We start from the raw sequence: 15,635 nt of genomic DNA on the forward strand, positions 1-15,635 counted from the left end.
GTGTTACCGGATGCAGCAAACCAGCGAAGCGGTCCCGGGGCGCGGCCCGGCACCCGCCGGGGCGCGACATTCACCCGTCAGGGGGGTTATGGACACGCCGACGCCCCGGGCGCGGCGGAGGCCGGCCGGGGCGTCGGGTGCGCGTCGGGTCAGACGAGGCTCGCGATCGCCTGGTTGAACGTCGCGGACGGACGCATGACGGCCGCGGCCTTGGCCGGGTCGGGCTGGTAGTAGCCGCCGATGTCGGCCGGCTTGCCCTGGACCGCGATCAGCTCTTCGACGATGGTCTGCTCCTGCTCGGCCAGCGTCTTGGCGAGCGGGGCGAACGCGGCGGCGAGGTCGGCGTCGGCGGTCTGCTGCGCCAGCTCCTGGGCCCAGTACAGGGACAGGTAGAAGTGGCTGCCGCGGTTGTCGATGCCACCGAGGCGGCGGCTGGGCGACTTGTCCTCGTTGAGGAACGTGGCCGTGGCGCGGTCCAGCGTGTCGGCGAGGACCTGGGCGCGGGCGTTGCCCGTGGTCTGCGCGAGGTGCTCGAAGCTGACGGCGAGGGCGAGGAACTCACCCAGGCTGTCCCAGCGCAGGTAGTCCTCCTTGACGAGCTGCTGCACGTGCTTGGGCGCGGAGCCGCCGGCGCCCGTCTCGAAGAGGCCGCCGCCGTTCATCAGCGGGACGACGGAGAGCATCTTCGCGCTGGTGCCGAGCTCCAGGATCGGGAAGAGGTCCGTCAGATAGTCGCGGAGCACGTTGCCGGTGACGGAGATGGTGTCCTCGCCGCGGCGGATGCGCTCCAGGGAGAAGGCGGTGGCCTTCTCGGGGGTCATGATCTCGATCTGCAGACCCGCTGTGTCGTGCTCGGCGAGGTACGTCTTGACCTTCTCGATGAGCTTCGCGTCGTGCGCGCGGTCCTCGTCGAGCCAGAAGACGGCCGGGTTGCCGGTCGCGCGGGCGCGGGTGACGGCGAGCTTGACCCAGTCCTGGATCGGCAGGTCCTTGGTCTGGCACATCCGGAAGATGTCACCGGCGCCGACGGCCTGCTCCAGCACGGCGTTGCCGGCGGCGTCGACGACGCGGACGGTGCCGGTGGACGGGATCTCGAAGGTCTTGTCGTGGCTGCCGTACTCCTCGGCCTTCTGCGCCATGAGGCCGACGTTGGGCACCGAGCCCATCGTGGCCGGGTCGAAGGCGCCGTTGGCGCGGCAGTCGTCGATGACGACCTGGTAGACACCGGCGTAGCTGCTGTCCGGGAGGACGGCGATGGTGTCGGCCTCGTTGCCGTCCGGGCCCCACATGTGGCCGGAGGTGCGGATCATGGCCGGCATGGAGGCGTCGACGATGACGTCGCTCGGGACGTGCAGGTTGGTGATGCCCTTGTCGGAGTCGACCATGGCGAGGGCGGGGCCCTCGGCGAGCTCGGCCTCGAAGGACTCCTTGATCTTCGCACCCTCGGGCAGGGCCTCCAGGCCCTTGAGGATGCCGCCGAGACCGTCGTTCGGGGTCAGCCCGGCGGCGGCGAGCGCCTCACCGTACTCGGCGAAGGTCTTCGGGAAGAAGGCGCGCACGACGTGGCCGAAGATGATCGGGTCGGAGACCTTCATCATCGTGGCCTTGAGGTGCACGGAGAAGAGCACGCCCTCGGCCTTGGCACGGGCGATCTGCGCGGTGATGAACTCGCGCAGGGCGGCAACGCGCATGACGGAGGCGTCGACGACCTCGCCCGCGAGGACGGGTACGGACTCGCGCAGGACGGTGGTGGTGCCGTCGTCCCCGGCGAGCTCGATGCGCAGGCTGCCGGCCTCGGCGATGACCGCGGACTTCTCGGTGGACCGGAAGTCGTCGACGCCCATGGTGGCGACGTTGGTCTTCGAGTCGCCGGTCCAGGCACCCATGCGGTGCGGGTGGGTCTTGGCGTAGTTCTTGACCGACGCGGGGGCGCGGCGGTCGGAGTTGCCCTCGCGCAGGACCGGGTTGACGGCGCTGCCCTTGACCTTGTCGTAACGGGCGCGGACGTCCTTGTCCTCGTCGGTCTTCGGGTCGTCCGGGTAGTCCGGGAGGGCGTAGCCCTGGGCCTGGAGCTCGGCGATCGCGGCCTTCAGCTGCGGGATCGAGGCCGAGATGTTCGGAAGCTTGATGATGTTGGCGCCCGGAGTGGTGGCCAGCTCACCGAGCTCGGCGAGAGCGTCGTCGATGCGCTGGTCCTCCCGGAGGCGCTCGGGGAAGCCGGCGATGATCCGGCCCGCCAGGGAGATGTCCCGGCTCTCGACGGTGACCCCGGCCTTGGAGGCGTACGCCTCGACCACAGGCAGGAACGAATACGTCGCCAGGGCCGGGGCCTCGTCGGTGTGTGTATAGATGATGGTCGAGTCAGTCACCCTGTGCTCCGCTCCACGTCTGCAACATTGCTTGACATCAAGATATCTCGTGAGCGGCGCCGTCTCGACAGGGCCCTGCCCACACCGGCCGGAACCCGTCCTACGGGCGGCCCTCCGGCGGGATCTCCTCCCCTGCCGGCACCGGTCCGGGCGGGGTGCCGTCGCCGAAGGGGCGGCCGCCGAGCTGTTCGCGGTGATGCGGGGTCAGCCAGCCGGACAGGTCCGGGCCGGCGGGCACGATGCCGGTGGGGTTGATGCCGGTGTGCACCCGGTAGTAGTGCTGCTTGATGTGGTGGAAGTCGACCGTGTCCCCGAATCCGGGGGTCTGGTAGAGGTCCCTGACGTACGCCCACAGCACCGGGTCCTCGGACAGCTTCCGGCGGTTGCACTTGAAGTGGCCGTGGTAGACGACGTCGAAGCGCACCAGGGTGGTGAAGAACCGGATGTCGGCCTCGGTGATCGTGTCCCCGACGAGGTAGCGCCGGTCGGCGAGCCGCTCGGACATCTGCTCCAGGCGGCGGAAGAGCGTCCCGTACGCCTCCTCGTAGGTGTCCTGGCCGTCCGCGAATCCGGCCCGGTAGACGCCGTTGTTGACGTCCCGGTAGATGCCCTCCGTGACCTCGTCGATCTCCGCGCGCAGCGGCTCGGGGTAGAGGTCGGGGGCCCCGGGGCGGTGCAGGGCGGTCCACTCGGTGGCGAGGTCCAGGGTGATCCGCTGGTAGTCGTTGGTGACCAGTTTGCCGCTGGGTACGTCGACGATCGCCGGGACGCTGACACCGCCCGGGTAGCCGTGTTCCCTGGCGTCGTACGCCTCGCTCAGGTAGCGGATGCCGAGCACCGGGTCGCGGCCGTCCGGGTCGAGCGTGAAGCGCCAGCTGCGGTCGTCCTGCAGCGGGTCGGCGACGGCGAGCGAGAGCGCGTCCTCCAGGCCGAGCAGCCTGCGGGAGACCAGGGCGCGGCTGGCCCAGGGGCAGGCGCGGCTGACGACGAGCCGGTAGCGGTCCGCCTCCACGGGCCAGCCGTCGCGGCCGTCGGCGGTGACGCGGTCCGCGAAGTGGCTGCGGGAGCGCTTGAAGGGCTTGTGCCCGTACGAGCTGTTGCCGTCGGTGCCGGCGGAGTCGTTCATCGCGTTCTCCTTACGAGGCGGCTGCGGGAGGTGAGGAGTGCTGTGTACGGCGTCTGCCCCGTCGGCCGCCGCCCACGTCGGCGAGTGCGACGAGCAGGGCGCCGACGACGAAGGCGACGGACACGACGAGCCCGTGGTCGTACGCGTCGGACCAGTCCTCGCCGCCGACCTGGGCGAAGAACACCGCACCGACGGCGGCGATCCCGATGGCGGAGCCGACGCGCTGTCCGGTCTGCAGGGTGCCGCCTGCGCTGCCCGCGGTGGCCACCGGCACCTCGGAGAGGGTCAGGGTCTGGTTGGGCGCGATGACCAGGCCGCTGCCGAGTCCCGCGAACAGCAGCGGGGCCGCCATCGCCCAGCCGGCGCCCCGGCCCGGCACGAGGTGGACGGCGAGCGCGGTGGCTCCGAGGCCCACGGCCACGGCGGCCAGTCCGACGACGACGAGGGGGCGGCCGAAGCGGCCGACGAGCCGGCCGCCGGGGCCGGCGGCGACGGCGGAGCCCAGGGCGAACGGCGTGATCGCCAGGCCCGCCTGGAGGGCCGTGTAGTGGAGGCCGCTCTGGAGGTAGAGCGTGGTGATGAAGAAGATCGAGGTGAAGCCCGCGAAGTACAGCAGGATCAGCAGGCAGCCCAGCCAGTACGAGCGCACCTTGAAGAGCCGAAGGTCGACGACGGGCTGGGGGCCGCGCCGGCCGCAGCGCGCCTCCCAGCCGGCGAAGGCGACGAGCAGCGCCACGGCCAGGATCAGCAGCAGCCACTTGTCGTTGCCGGGCCACTGGCGGGACTGGACGAACGGCAGCAGCAGGGTCAGGACCCCGGTGCCCAGCAGCAGCACGCCCAGCGGGTCGAGGTCCCGCAGCCTGACCGGGCCGGCCGACGGGGTGTCGGGGAGCAGGCGGCGGGCCAGCAGGAGGCAGACGAGACCGAGCGGCAGATTGACGTAGAAGACCCAGCGCCAGCCCTCGTCCGCCCCGGCGGCCTGGATCAGCAGGCCGCCGAGCAGCGGGCCGACGGCGGTGGAGATGCCGACCACGGTGCCGAACATGCCGAAGGCCCGGCCGCGTTCCCGGCCCTGGAACATCTGCTGGATGAGGGCGGAGATCTGCGGGGAGACCATGCCGCCGGCCAGCCCCTGGACCAGTCGGGCAATCACCAGCCAGAGGCTGGACTGGGCGGCTCCGCAGGCGGCGGACGACAGGGTGAAGAGGGTGAGTCCCGCCATGAACACGGCGCGCCGGCCGCGCGCGTCGCCGAGCCGTCCGGCCGGGATGAGGAAGAGGCCGAAGGCCAGGGCGTAGCCGGACAGGACCCATTGCAGGTCGGATTCCGGGGTGTGCAGCCCCTCCTTGATGGAGGGCAGTGCGACGTTGACGATCGAGACGTCGAGGAGGGTCATGAAGCCCGCGACCAGGCAGACGGCGAGCGCCTGCCACCGTCGCGGATCGGGCGTGCCGTGCCCGGACCCCGGGTTCGCGTCCTGCCCCGCAGAGCCCCGGTCCGCCGCGCTGTCTGCCATGGTTGGCACCCTAGGACGCGCGCTGTGATTCCTCATCCCGGCTGGTCCACCCGGCCGTGCGGGACGGGGCCGGCGCGGGGCCGGTTAGGGTACGGCGCATGCAGTCCTACACGATCGGGCAGGCGGCCCGTCTCCTGGGTGTCAGCCCCGACACCGCCCGGCGCTGGGCCGACGCCGGACGGGTCGCGACCCACCGCGACGAGGGCGGCCGCCGCCTCATCGACGGCCGCGACCTGGCGGCGTTCTCCGTGGAGGTCGCGCAGAACGGCGCGGGCGACGACGAGGTGTCGTACACCTCCGCGCGCAACGCGTTCGCGGGCATCGTCACCGCCGTGAAGCTGGGTGATGTGGCCGCGCAGGTCGAGATCCAGGCCGGCCCGCACCGGCTGGTCTCCCTGCTGACCCGGGAGGCCGTCGAGGAACTGGGCCTGGAGGTCGGCGTGCAGGCCACCGCCCGCGTGAAGTCGACCAGCGTGCACATCGACCGCGCCTGACCGGTCAGCCCACACCCTTCCGGGCGGCGGCAAGGATCTTCACGACGGTGTGGAAGAAGCGGGTGGTCGCGTCACGGCCCAGGACGCCTTCCTGGAAGCCCTTGGCGGCCGGTGGCCTGCCGTTGATCAGATGCCACACGACGAAGGCGTCGTCATCGGTGTGGCCGATGATCTCCATGTCCTTCTTCGGGGAGAGCATCGGCAGGGCCAGGTCCGGGGCGATGCGCTCGGTCGTGAACACGACGCAGCAGCGGACGTCGTCGGTGACCGTGACGTCCTTGAACGGGTCGAGCGCGATCAGCGCCTCCAGTTCCGGAACCGTGCGCAGGCACACCGCGACGTCGTAGCCCAGCGCCTGCGCGAGGTGGTCGCCGATGCGGGCGGCCAGCGCGGTCCGGTCGGTCTCGTCGGACTCGAAGAAGACGTTGCCGCTCTGGATGTAGCTGCGCACCGAGGCGAGACCCAGCTCCGTGAAGAGTGCGCGCAGCCGCTCCATCTTCACGGAGCGCCCCGGCACGTTCAGCCCCCGGAGAAGCGCGATGTACAGCAAATCCGATCACCTGTTCATACGGGAGCGAGCGCGGGGCGCGGCGGACGGCGACAGCGTAGCCCCGCCGTCTTCGCAGCGGCGCGATCACGGCCTACGGTGGGAACGGTTCACGCCGTCCGGGTCCGACAGCTCTCCTGGGAGATTCCGTTGCGCATGCTGATCAACGTCCCCGAAACCGTGGTGGCCGACGCGTTGCGCGGGATGGCCGCGTCCCATCCCGAGCTGAGCGTGGACGTGGAGAACCGGGTCGTCGTACGCCGGGACGCGCCGGTGGCCGGGAAGGTGGCCCTGGTCTCCGGCGGCGGGTCCGGCCACGAGCCGCTGCACGCGGGGTTCGTCGGGCCCGGGATGCTGTCGGCGGCGTGTCCGGGCGAGGTCTTCACCTCACCGGTGCCGGACCAGATGGTGCGGGCGGCGGCTGCCGTGGACAGCGGCGAGGGCGTGCTGTTCGTCGTCAAGAACTACACCGGTGACGTCCTCAACTTCGAGATGGCCGCCGAGCTCGCCGACGAGGAGGGGGTGCGGATCGCCCAGGTCCTCGTCGACGACGACGTCGCGGTGGCCGACAGCCTCTACACCGCCGGGCGCCGGGGCACCGGTGCCACGCTGTTCGTCGAGAAGATAGCGGGCGCGGCGGCCGACGAGGGCGCCCCGCTGGACCGGGTGGCCGCGATCGCCCGCCGGGTGAACGAGTCCTCGCGCAGCTTCGGGGTGGCCCTCAGCTCCGTCACGACGCCCGCGAAGGGCTCCCCCACCTTCGACCTGCCCGCCGGCGAGCTCGAACTGGGCATCGGCATCCACGGCGAACCGGGCCGGGAGCGGCGGGCGATGATGACCTCCGGGGAGATCGCGGACTTCGCCGTGAACGCGGTCCTGGAGGACCTGCGGCCCGACGGCCCGGTGCTCGCCCTGGTCAACGGCATGGGGGCGACCCCGCTGCTGGAGCTGTACGGGTTCGGCGGCGAGGTGCACCGGGTGCTGCGTGAGCGGGGTGTGGTGGTCGCCCGTACGCTCGTCGGCAATTATGTGACCTCGCTCGACATGGCGGGCTGCTCGGTGACGCTGTGCCAGGTGGACGAGGAGCTGGTACGGCTCTGGGACGCACCGGTCGAGACGCCGGCGCTGCGCTGGGGCCGCTGATCCGCACGCACGCGACGGACCAAGGAGATCATGTGCTCGACGCCGATTTCTTCCACCGCTGGATGACCGCGGCCGCCGGTCTCGTCGACCGTGACGCGGCGCACCTGACCGAGCTGGACTCCGCGATCGGGGACGCCGATCACGGCAGCAACCTCCAGCGCGGGTTCGCCGCGGTCACGGTGGCCCTAACGAAGGAGCCGCCGCGGACCCCGGGGGCCGTGCTGGCACTGGCCGGACGGCAGCTGATCTCGACCGTGGGCGGGGCCTCGGGACCGTTGTACGGGACGCTGCTGCGGCGTACGGGCAAGGCGCTGGGCGATGCCCCCGCCGTGACCCCCGCCGACCTGGCGCGGGCGCTCGGAGAGGGCGTCGCGGCGGTGGCGCAGCTGGGCGGGGCGCAGGCCGGTGACAAGACGATGCTCGACGCGCTGCTGCCCGCCGTCGACGCGCTCGGGACCTCCTTCGTGGCGGGCCGGGACGCGGCGCGGGGCGGGGCGGAGGCGACCGTGCCGCTCCAGGCGCGCAAGGGCCGGGCGAGCTATCTGGGCGAGCGGAGCATCGGGCACCAGGACCCGGGGGCCACGTCGGCCGCGCTCCTGATCGCCGCGCTGGCGGACACCGCTGAGACGGCCGGGGGCGAGGCATGAGCAGGGACGCGCAGGTGGGCATCGTGCTGGTCTCGCACAGCGGGCCGGTGGCCGAGTCCGTGGCGGAGCTGGCCCGGGGGCTGGCGGCGGGCGGTGCGACGGCGCCGGTGGCCGCGGCGGGCGGCAGCCGGGCGGGCGGGCTCGGGACGAGTACGGAGCTGATCGCCGAGGCCGCCGGAAGGGTGGACGCCGGGGCGGGGGTGGCCGTGCTCGTCGACCTCGGCTCCGCGGTGCTCACGGTCAAGGCGATGCTCGCCGAGGGCGACGAACTCCCCGCCGGGACGCGGCTGGTGGACGCCCCGTTCGTCGAGGGCGCGGTGGCCGCGGTGGTCACGGCGTCCGCGGGCGGCGACCTCGACGCGGTGGAGGCGGCGGCTTCGGAGGCGTACGACTACCGCAAGGCGTAGGGGGCGGGCGCCGCGCACACTTGACGGTATGACCGCCAAGAAGAACGCCCGCCGCAGCGCCGGCCTCCTGCTGTTCCGCACGGGCGACGGGGGCGGGCTGGAAGTGCTCATCGGCCATATGGGCGGCCCGTTCTGGACGGGCCGCGAGGAGGCCGCGTGGTCGGTGCCCAAGGGCGAGTACGAGTCCGGCGAGGAGGCGGGGGCGGCGGCGCGCCGGGAGTTCGAGGAGGAGTTCGGGCACCCGGCGCCGGACGGTGCGTGGGTGGAGCTAGGGGAGGCCCGGCAGCCCAGTGGGAAGACGGTGACCGTGTGGGCGCTGGAGGGCGATATCGACCCGGCGGGCGCGGTGCCCGGCACGTTCACGATGGAGTGGCCGCGCAAGTCCGGGACGCTGCGGGAGTTCCCGGAGATGGACCGGTTCGCGTGGTGCACACCGGAAGCGGCGGCCGAGCGGCTGGTCAAGGGACAGCGGGTCTTCCTGGACCGGCTGCGCGAGCACCTGGCGGAGGGCGGGGCCGGAGGCCGGCGCCCGCCCTCCTCGCCGTGAGGCGGCCGTCGGGTCAGCTCTGCGGGAGGATGGCCGCCCGGCCGTTGATCTTGCCGGCGTGCAGGCGCTCGTAGGCGAGCGGTGCCTCGTCCAGCGTGTACGTCTCGACGTGGACGTCCACCGCGCCGGCGTGGGCGAGGTCGAGCACCTCGGCCAGTTCGGAGCCCGATCCCCAGTACGGGGCGGTGACCGTCGTGTTGAACGGCAGGACGCCGAAGCCGACGGGCAGCACTCCCCCGCCGACGCCGACGATGGTGACGTCCGAGTCGATGGCGGCCGCCGCGCCCGCCGTGGCGACGGTCGGCGGGGCCCCGGCGAAGTCCAGGACGACCTGGGCGCCGACGCCGCCCGTCAGTTCGCGGTTGCGGTCCGCCGCGTGCTCGTCCGACAGGACGGCCTCGTGTGCGCCGACCGTGCGGGCGAGGGCGAGCTTGTCCTCGGTGACGTCGAGGGCGATGACGCGGGCGGACGTCAGGGCGCGCAGCAGTTGGATGGCCACGTGGCCGAGGCCGCCGGTGCCGATGACGACGACGGTGGTCCCGGGCACCAGCTTCGGCAGGGAGCGCTTGATGGCGTGGTACGGGGTGAGGCCGGCGTCGGTGAGCGGCACGGTCCGTACCGGGTCGAGGCCGCCGATGGGCACCAGGTGGCGCGGGTCGTCGACGATCATGTACTCGGCCATGGCGCCGGGCGAACCGAGGCCGGGCGGGTTGATGCCCAGCTCCGCGGCGCGCAGGCAGTAGTTCTCCTTGCCCTCGGCGCACTTGACGCAGGTGCCGCAGCCCCAGGGGCCGTAGACGGCGACGGACTGCCCGGTCTCCAGGCCGCTGACGCCGTCACCGAGCGCGGCGACGGTGCCGACGCCCTCGTGGCCGAGGGTGAGCGGCAGCGCGTACGGGAACTGGTCCGCGGGCCAGCTCATCACGGCGATGTCGGAGTGGCAGACGCCCGCCGCCGTGACCTTCAGCAGCACCTGTCCGGGGTTCGGTTCCGGGTCGGGACGGTGACGACCTCGGGTGCGGCGCCGATCTCGCGGTACTGGGCTGCCTTCATGGGGTCCTCCTTGACCTCTGTGGCTCTTGCTGACCCCGAAACCCCCCGTTGTCCCCGTGCCCCCCGTCCCCCGTGCTGCTCCGGATTCAGGAGGCGGAGTAGCCGCCGTCGACCAGGTGGTAGCTGCCGTGGATGAACGAGGCGCGGTCGGAGAGCAGGAACGCGGCGAGCTCCGCCACCTCCTCGGACGTGCCGAGGCGGCCCGCCGGGTGCAGCGAGATCAGGTGGTCGCGGGCCGGGCCCTCCGTGTCGCGCAGCAGCGGGGTGTCGATGAAGCCGGGGCCCACCGCGTTGATCCGGACGTTCTGGGCGGCGTACTCCAGGGCGGCGGTCTTGGTGAGGCCGACGACGCCGTGCTTGGCGGCGACGTAGGCCGGCGAACCGGCGAAGCCGTTGGTGCCCAGGATCGAGGACATGTTGACGATCGCGCCGCCGCCCGCGGCGAGGATGGCGGGCAGTTCGTAGCGCATCGAGTAGAAGACACCGCTGAGGTTGGTGGCGACGACGCGGTCCCAGTCCTCGACGGCGTAGTCGCCGGTCGGGTTGCTGGGGCCGCCGATGCCCGCGTTGTTCACCGCGAGGTGGAGGGCGCCGAAGGTGTCGACGGCGAACCGCACGCCCGCCTCGACGGACGCGGGGTCGGTGACGTCCATGGCGACGGCGGCGGCCCGGCCACCGGCGCTCTCCAGCGCTGCGGCCGCCTCACGGGCGCTCGCCTCGTTGTAGTCGGCGACGACGACCGAGGCGCCCGCGCCGGCGAGCCGGTGGGCGAGGGCCAGTCCGATGCCGGAGGCCCCTCCGGTGACGAGGGCGGTGCGGCCGGCGAACTCCTGGTCGGTGGGTGTGGTGGTGCTCATGGTGTGCCGTTTCCTTCCGTGGTGCTGGTGGTGCTGTGCGGCGCCGGGGCCGGGGGCCGGGTGAGCAGCTCTCCGGTCAGGGCGTCGAAGGCGCTTTCGACGAGCCGGGGCAGCTCGTCGGGGCGGTTGCCGCGGACCCAGGCGGCCTGGGCGGCGAGGAGGGCGCCGGCTCCCGCGGCGACCGTGACGGCGGGCCGCAGGTCGCTGAGGGGGTCGGTGCCGAGCCGGTCCGCGACGATGGCGACCGAATCCGCCTGGGCGTCCACCCGGATGTGGTGGAACGCGGCGTAGAGGCTCGGCTCCCGTTCGGCGAGGACGAGCAGCTCGTAGATCCTCGGGCGGCGGTGCCAGGCCGGCGCGCCGGGGTCGGCGAGCCAGTCCATGACGGCCCGGCGGTAGGCGGTGAGCGGGGGTTCGTCGGCCGGCCGGGCGCGCAGGGCGTCGTTGATCCGGTCGCCGTCGCCCCGGACCGAGTCCAGGACGGCGTCCTCCTTGCTCGCGAAGTACCGGCTGAAGGTGCGGCGGTCGACGTCGGCGCGTTCCGCGATCTCCTCGACCGTGACCTCCCGGAGCCCCCGGTCGAGCACGAGCTCGAACGCGGCCCCGGCCAGTGCGTCCCGGGTCCGGCGTGCCTTGCGGCTCCGCCTGTCCGGAAGCTTCCGTTCCGCTTTCATGTCCTTCACCGTACACCCGCAAATGTCCCGACGCGACAGAAGTCTCGCCGGGACATGAAATGCGGCGGTGTGCGTCGGTTATCGCCCGCTGAACGCCTCGACGGCCCGGTTCATCTCGTGTCCCGTCGGCTCGAAGGGGGCGGCGGCGGGAGCGGAGACCCGGCGCAGGGCCAGTACGGCGATGTCGTCGCGGCGCACACCGCCGGAGAACTCCTCCAGGTCGTGTTCGAGCGCGTCGAGCAGGTCCTGCGGGTCCCGGTGCGCCCAGCGGCGCAGCCGGGCGTCGAGCGGATAGAAGCGCCCGTCGGCGTCGCGGGCCTCGGTCACCCCGTCGGTGAACATCAGAAGCGTCGCGCCGGGCGGGAAGTCGAGCCGTTCCGCGGTGCGGCCCTCGTTGCTGAGTTCCGCCATACCCAACGGTACCGACGTCCGGCGCAGCGGGACGGGGACGGCCGTCCCGTCGTGCATCAGGCGGGGCGGCAGGTGCCCGCAGTTGACGGCCCGCACCCGGCCGTCGCCGTCGAAGCCGAGCACGAGCGCGGTGACGAAGCGTTCCGTTTCGCCGGTCTGGGCGGAGAAGGCGTTCTGCCGGGTGACGGCGTCCTCCAGGCGGTCGACGACGCCGACGAGGGACGGTTCACGGATGGCCGCCTCGCGGAACGCGCCGAGGACGGCGAATCCCACACCGATGGCGGGGAGCCCCTTGCCCTGGACGTCACCGATGATCACGCGGGTGCCGTAGGGCGACTGGACGACCTCGTAGATGTCCCCGCCGACCAGGTGGTCCTCCGTGATCGGCGTATAGGTGCCGTGGGCGGTGATCTGGTCCGTGGGAATCGGCAGCGGGCGCAGGATCTGGCGCTGGAGGGCGACGGCGGCGGAACGGAGCCTGGCGACCTCGGTGGCGTGCCGGACGCGCAGGGCGCAGGCGCCGATGCCGAGGAGGCAGGCGAACGTGGTGAAGACGATGCTGGTGACGACGTCCCACGCGGTTCCGCCGGTTGCCGCGCGCGTGACGACGGCGGCTCCGGTCACCCACGCCCCGGCGACCGCTGTCTGGGCGACCGTTCCGAAGACCGAGACGAGTGCGGGGGCGACCACGAGCAGTGGGACCAGCCGCAGGTCGTCGCCGGCGAGGACGTCGAGGCCGACGATCACTGCGGTCAGCAGGGCCAGTCCGCCGGACAGTGTCCTGTTCCCGATGCGGGGGGCGAGCTCGGCAGTCTTTCCACCTTCGGTGCCGGGGGGCGCCAGACGTGGCGTCGGCCGGCTCAGGAGTCCGAAGGTCACGGCCCTCTCCTTCCGGATGTGCCGGCCGGATGCCGGCGCTCCCTTCCATTCGACCCGGCCAAGGGGTGGAACACACGAGGCTTACGGCCTCGCGGGCCCGGCCGAAGGTCCCGAGCCGCGCCGGGGCGGTGCCTCCCGGCCGGGAGGCGCCGCCCTGTTCAGCGCGCGGCCGTCGTCGTACCGGCGCGGTGGCGGCCGGGCACGGCCGCCGGTACGAGGGCGGCGAGGAAGGCGGTCCGGCGGCGGAGCGCGAATCCGAGCGATGCGTAGAGCCGGACGGCCCCGGTGTTGGCGGCGGCCGCGTGCAGGAACGGCGTCTCGCCGCGCTGCCGGATCTCGTGGGCGACGGCGCGCACGAGCCCGCTGCCGAGGCCCTGGCCGCGTACCGACTCGTCGGTGCAGACGGCGCTGATCTCGCTCCAGCCCGAAGGGCGCAAGCGCTCACCGGCCATGGCGACGAGCACGCCGTCCCGGCGCACCCCCAGGTAGGTGCCGAGCTCGACGGTCCGGGGCTCGAAGGGGCCCGGCCGGGTGCGGGCGACCAGGTCGAGCATCTCGGGCACGTCGGCGGGGCCGAGCCGGACGGCCTCCGGGAGCGGGGCCGCGTCCACGCCGTCGTCCACGAGCTGGACGCCCTCGGCGTGGAAGGTGACCTCCCAGTCCGCCGGCGGGGGCTCCCGGAACGCGGTGATGGTGACGGATCCGCCCGGTCCGCTGAGCGCGGCCACGTCGTCCCAGTCGGCGGGGCCCGGGTCCGGCGGGAGCGCCACCCAGGGGGCGACCTCCGCCGGATAGCGCAGCACGCGGCCGCGGCGCTCGGCGAAGTGGGCGTGCGGGCCGCGCAGCGCGGTGCCCACCGGGTCGTCCAGCGGGTGGCCGGGGTCCAGGGGCGCGGTCACGCGGTCACCTCGATCACGGTCTTGCCGAGCGCGTGGCCGTCCTCCACCGCGCGCAGCGCCTCGCCCGCCCGGTCGAGCGGGACGGTCCGGGTCACCTGGGTGCGCAGGACCCCTTCGACGACCAGCCGTGCCACCTCGTCGAGGACCGCCGCGGTGCGGGCCCTCCGGACGGGTTCGCCGCCCAGTTCGGCCACCAGGGACTTGCCGCCGGCGCTGATGAGCGCGGCGGGGTCGACGAGGGCGGCCGCCTCGCGCAGGGTGTCGCCGCCGACCAGGTCGAAGACGGCGTCCACCCCCTCGGGCGCGGCGGCCCGCACCCGGTCGGCGAGGCCGGGGCCGGACGGGATGTGCTCCGCGCCCAGGGACTCGACGAAGTCCTTCTTGGCGTCGCTCGCGACCCCCAGGACCCGGACGCCCGCGTGGCGCGCGAGCTGGACGGCGGCGCTGCCGACGCCACCGCCGGCCCCGGTGACCAGGAGCGTGCTCCCGGGGGCGGGGTCGAGCTGGCGCACCCCGTCGTAGGCGGTGGCGGCGGCGACGGGCAGGACCGCCGCGTCGGTGAACGACAGGCCGGCCGGCTTGGGGGCGGTGACCGCGACGGGCATCAGCGTGTACTCGGCGTACCCGCCGGTGAGGGGATTGCCGAAGACCTCGTCGCCGGGCGCGAAGCCCTCGACGCCGGAGCCGGTCGCGACGACGACTCCCGCGGCTTCGCTGCCGAAGACGGTCGGGAACGGTTCCGGCTCGCTGCCGGGCCTGGTGTAGCCGGTGCGCAGTTTCCAGTCCACCGGGTTGACGCCCGCGGCGCGGACGGCGACGAGCAGTTCGCCGGGGCCGGGTTCCGGCCGTTCCAGGTCGGTGGTCTCCTCCACCTCCGGTCCGCCGTTGCGGGTGAACACGTACGCCTTCGGCATGAGCTCCTTCTCCCTGTTCCGTGCTTCGGCGCCCGGCCGCACCGCGCCACAGCTGCGGCAAGGACGCGTGGCGCGCGGCTATTCCCGTACCGTCGATTTCGACTCAACTACAGCCGCATATGAGCCGGTCGGCCCTCCGGTGCGCTGTCCTGTGGCACGCTGGACGCGGCCGTCCCACCGGGCTCCCCCGTACCGGTGGGGCGGTCCTCGCCGCACGGCGGTGGCTGCCCCGGGCCGGTCAGCCGGCGTCGCGCCCGGGGGCCCGGCCCGCGTAGTAGGTGGCGATCATGTCCTCGTCGCCGTGTCCGTCCGCCTCCGCGCGCTCGAAGCGGGCGGCCGACGCCGCGGCCAGGTCCAGCCGGACGCCGGCCTGTGCGGCCGCGTCGAGGATGAGCCGGGTGTCCTTGAGGGCCGTGGAGAGGGCGAAGCTCGGGGTGAGGTCACCGTCCAGGACGGCGGCGGACTTGACCCGGAGGTAGCCCGAGTCGAGCGGTCCGCCCTTCACGACGTCGAGGAACGTACGCGGGTCGACGCCGAGCCCTTCGGCGAGGTTCAGGCACTCCGCGACGCCGCTGACCATGTTGACGACCCAGGCGTTGATCACGAGCTTCAGCCGGGACGCCGTTCCCGGCTCCTCACCGGCCCAGACCGTGCGCTGCCCGATCGCGTCCAGCACCGGATCGACCACCGCGCGGGCGGCGGCGGGGCCGGAGACGAGGACGGTGAGCATGCCCTGCTCGGCGGGCTGCCGGGTGCCGGCGACCGGAGCGTCGAGGTGGATCAGCCCGAGGTCGGCCGCGCGCTGGGCCAGTTCGACGGCGCCGTCCGGGCCCACCGTCGAGGTCTGGAGCAGCACCTGGCCCCGGTGCAGCCCCTCGGAGGCGGCGGTGAGTGCGGCGGCGACGGCGGTCGTGTCGGTGAGCGCGGTGAGCACGACGTGGGCGCCGCGCACGGCCTCCTCCGCCGTCTCCGTGACGGTGGCGCCGTCGGCGGCGAGCGGGGCGGCCTTGGCCTGCGTGCGGTTCCAGGCCCGGACCTCAAGGCCGGCGCGGAGCAGGCTGCGGGCCATCGCCGCGCCCATGATCCCGGTGCCGAGTACAGCGACGACCGGGCGCTGCGGTGCTGCGGGGACTGCTGAGGTCATGGGGTTCC

The 15,635-nt window shown here is 73.2% G+C and carries 15 protein-coding genes and 1 pseudogene; 5 read left to right on the top strand and 11 right to left on the bottom strand.

From position 1 onward, the window contains the following. Nucleotides 1–149: 149 nt before the first annotated feature. The 3 genes from OG242_RS01610 to OG242_RS01620 form a co-directional block, all read right to left on the bottom strand. Nucleotides 150–2,369, bottom strand: coding sequence for an NADP-dependent isocitrate dehydrogenase (locus tag OG242_RS01610; protein WP_405896404.1), 2,220 nt, complete (start codon nt 2,367–2,369; stop codon nt 150–152). A 100-nt stretch (nt 2,370–2,469) separates the two neighbouring features. After that, entirely contained in the window at nt 2,470–3,495 is a 1,026-nt protein-coding gene (locus OG242_RS01615; protein ID WP_405896405.1) for a glutathione S-transferase family protein, read from the bottom strand. 10 nt (nt 3,496–3,505) lie between these two features. After that, nucleotides 3,506–5,011 (bottom strand): MFS transporter, encoded by a 1,506-nt coding sequence (locus OG242_RS01620; protein ID WP_405896406.1) that lies wholly within the window; start codon nt 5,009–5,011, stop codon nt 3,506–3,508. Between the two features lie 98 nt (nt 5,012–5,109). On the opposite strand from OG242_RS01620, the gene OG242_RS01625 reads away from it, so the two are divergent. After that, complete coding sequence (locus tag OG242_RS01625) at nt 5,110–5,505, top strand: molybdopterin-binding protein (protein ID WP_143620207.1); 396 nt, start codon at nt 5,110–5,112, stop codon at nt 5,503–5,505. A 4-nt stretch (nt 5,506–5,509) separates the two neighbouring features. On the opposite strand, the gene OG242_RS01630 is transcribed toward OG242_RS01625, so the two are convergent. Next, entirely contained in the window at nt 5,510–6,055 is a 546-nt protein-coding gene (locus tag OG242_RS01630; RefSeq protein WP_405896407.1) for a DUF1697 domain-containing protein, read from the bottom strand. Nucleotides 6,056–6,208: 153 nt separating this feature from the next. Here OG242_RS01630 and dhaK point away from each other — a divergent pair, with 153 nt between their 5' ends. Genes dhaK through OG242_RS01650 form a run of 4 tightly spaced genes read left to right on the top strand, consistent with a single transcriptional unit; the run spans nt 6,209 to nt 8,796 of the window. Then, entirely contained in the window at nt 6,209–7,195 is a 987-nt protein-coding gene (gene dhaK, locus OG242_RS01635) for a dihydroxyacetone kinase subunit DhaK (RefSeq protein WP_405896408.1), read from the top strand. A gap of 32 nt (nt 7,196–7,227) precedes the next feature. Then, on the top strand, nt 7,228–7,842 hold the full coding sequence (dhaL, locus tag OG242_RS01640) for a dihydroxyacetone kinase subunit DhaL (RefSeq protein ID WP_405896409.1): 615 nt from the start codon (nt 7,228–7,230) through the stop codon (nt 7,840–7,842). After that, nucleotides 7,839–8,249, top strand: coding sequence for a PTS-dependent dihydroxyacetone kinase phosphotransferase subunit DhaM (locus OG242_RS01645; RefSeq protein WP_405896410.1), 411 nt, complete (start codon nt 7,839–7,841; stop codon nt 8,247–8,249). The genes dhaL and OG242_RS01645 overlap by 4 nt, the downstream gene beginning before the upstream one ends. A gap of 28 nt (nt 8,250–8,277) precedes the next feature. Continuing rightward, on the top strand, nt 8,278–8,796 hold the full coding sequence (locus tag OG242_RS01650; RefSeq protein ID WP_405896411.1) for an NUDIX domain-containing protein: 519 nt from the start codon (nt 8,278–8,280) through the stop codon (nt 8,794–8,796). A gap of 13 nt (nt 8,797–8,809) precedes the next feature. Here the strand turns inward: OG242_RS01650 and OG242_RS01655 are convergent. The 7 genes and pseudogenes from OG242_RS01655 to OG242_RS01685 form a co-directional block, all read right to left on the bottom strand. After that, nucleotides 8,810–9,849, bottom strand: a pseudogene (locus OG242_RS01655) (NAD(P)-dependent alcohol dehydrogenase). 86 nt (nt 9,850–9,935) lie between these two features. Further along, nucleotides 9,936–10,706: an SDR family NAD(P)-dependent oxidoreductase gene (locus tag OG242_RS01660; protein WP_405896412.1), complete on the bottom strand. Its 771-nt coding sequence runs from the start codon at nt 10,704–10,706 to the stop codon at nt 9,936–9,938. Beyond that, entirely contained in the window at nt 10,703–11,380 is a 678-nt protein-coding gene (locus tag OG242_RS01665) for a TetR family transcriptional regulator (protein ID WP_405896413.1), read from the bottom strand. The genes OG242_RS01660 and OG242_RS01665 overlap by 4 nt, the downstream gene beginning before the upstream one ends. 78 nt (nt 11,381–11,458) lie before the next feature. Beyond that, nucleotides 11,459–12,670, bottom strand: a complete 1,212-nt coding sequence (locus OG242_RS01670) for a PP2C family protein-serine/threonine phosphatase (protein ID WP_405896414.1) — start codon at nt 12,668–12,670, stop codon at nt 11,459–11,461. Nucleotides 12,671–12,828: 158 nt separating this feature from the next. Beyond that, nucleotides 12,829–13,569, bottom strand: a complete 741-nt coding sequence (locus OG242_RS01675) for a GNAT family N-acetyltransferase (protein WP_405896415.1) — start codon at nt 13,567–13,569, stop codon at nt 12,829–12,831. Next, nucleotides 13,566–14,483, bottom strand: coding sequence for an NADP-dependent oxidoreductase (locus OG242_RS01680; RefSeq protein WP_405896416.1), 918 nt, complete (start codon nt 14,481–14,483; stop codon nt 13,566–13,568). The genes OG242_RS01675 and OG242_RS01680 overlap by 4 nt, the downstream gene beginning before the upstream one ends. Nucleotides 14,484–14,721: 238 nt before the next feature. Then, complete coding sequence (locus tag OG242_RS01685; protein ID WP_405896417.1) at nt 14,722–15,627, bottom strand: NAD(P)-dependent oxidoreductase; 906 nt, start codon at nt 15,625–15,627, stop codon at nt 14,722–14,724. Nucleotides 15,628–15,635: the final 8 nt, after the last annotated feature.

Source organism: Streptomyces sp. NBC_00727, assembly GCF_045161745.1.
In the GTDB taxonomy this organism is placed as follows: Bacteria; Actinomycetota; Actinomycetes; order Streptomycetales; family Streptomycetaceae; genus Streptomyces.

Coding starts and splice junctions, on each gene's coding strand:
- OG242_RS01615 (WP_405896405.1), bottom strand. CDS start 3,495: ATGAACGACTCCGCCGGCACCGACGGCAACAGCTCGTACGGGCACAAG.
- OG242_RS01620 (WP_405896406.1), bottom strand. CDS start 5,011: ATGGCAGACAGCGCGGCGGACCGGGGCTCTGCGGGGCAGGACGCGAAC.
- OG242_RS01625 (WP_143620207.1), top strand. CDS start 5,110: ATGCAGTCCTACACGATCGGGCAGGCGGCCCGTCTCCTGGGTGTCAGC.
- dhaK (WP_405896408.1), top strand. CDS start 6,209: ATGCTGATCAACGTCCCCGAAACCGTGGTGGCCGACGCGTTGCGCGGG.
- OG242_RS01645 (WP_405896410.1), top strand. CDS start 7,839: ATGAGCAGGGACGCGCAGGTGGGCATCGTGCTGGTCTCGCACAGCGGG.
- OG242_RS01650 (WP_405896411.1), top strand. CDS start 8,278: ATGACCGCCAAGAAGAACGCCCGCCGCAGCGCCGGCCTCCTGCTGTTC.
- OG242_RS01660 (WP_405896412.1), bottom strand. CDS start 10,706: ATGAGCACCACCACACCCACCGACCAGGAGTTCGCCGGCCGCACCGCC.
- OG242_RS01665 (WP_405896413.1), bottom strand. CDS start 11,380: ATGAAAGCGGAACGGAAGCTTCCGGACAGGCGGAGCCGCAAGGCACGC.
- OG242_RS01680 (WP_405896416.1), bottom strand. CDS start 14,483: ATGCCGAAGGCGTACGTGTTCACCCGCAACGGCGGACCGGAGGTGGAG.
- OG242_RS01685 (WP_405896417.1), bottom strand. CDS start 15,627: ATGACCTCAGCAGTCCCCGCAGCACCGCAGCGCCCGGTCGTCGCTGTA.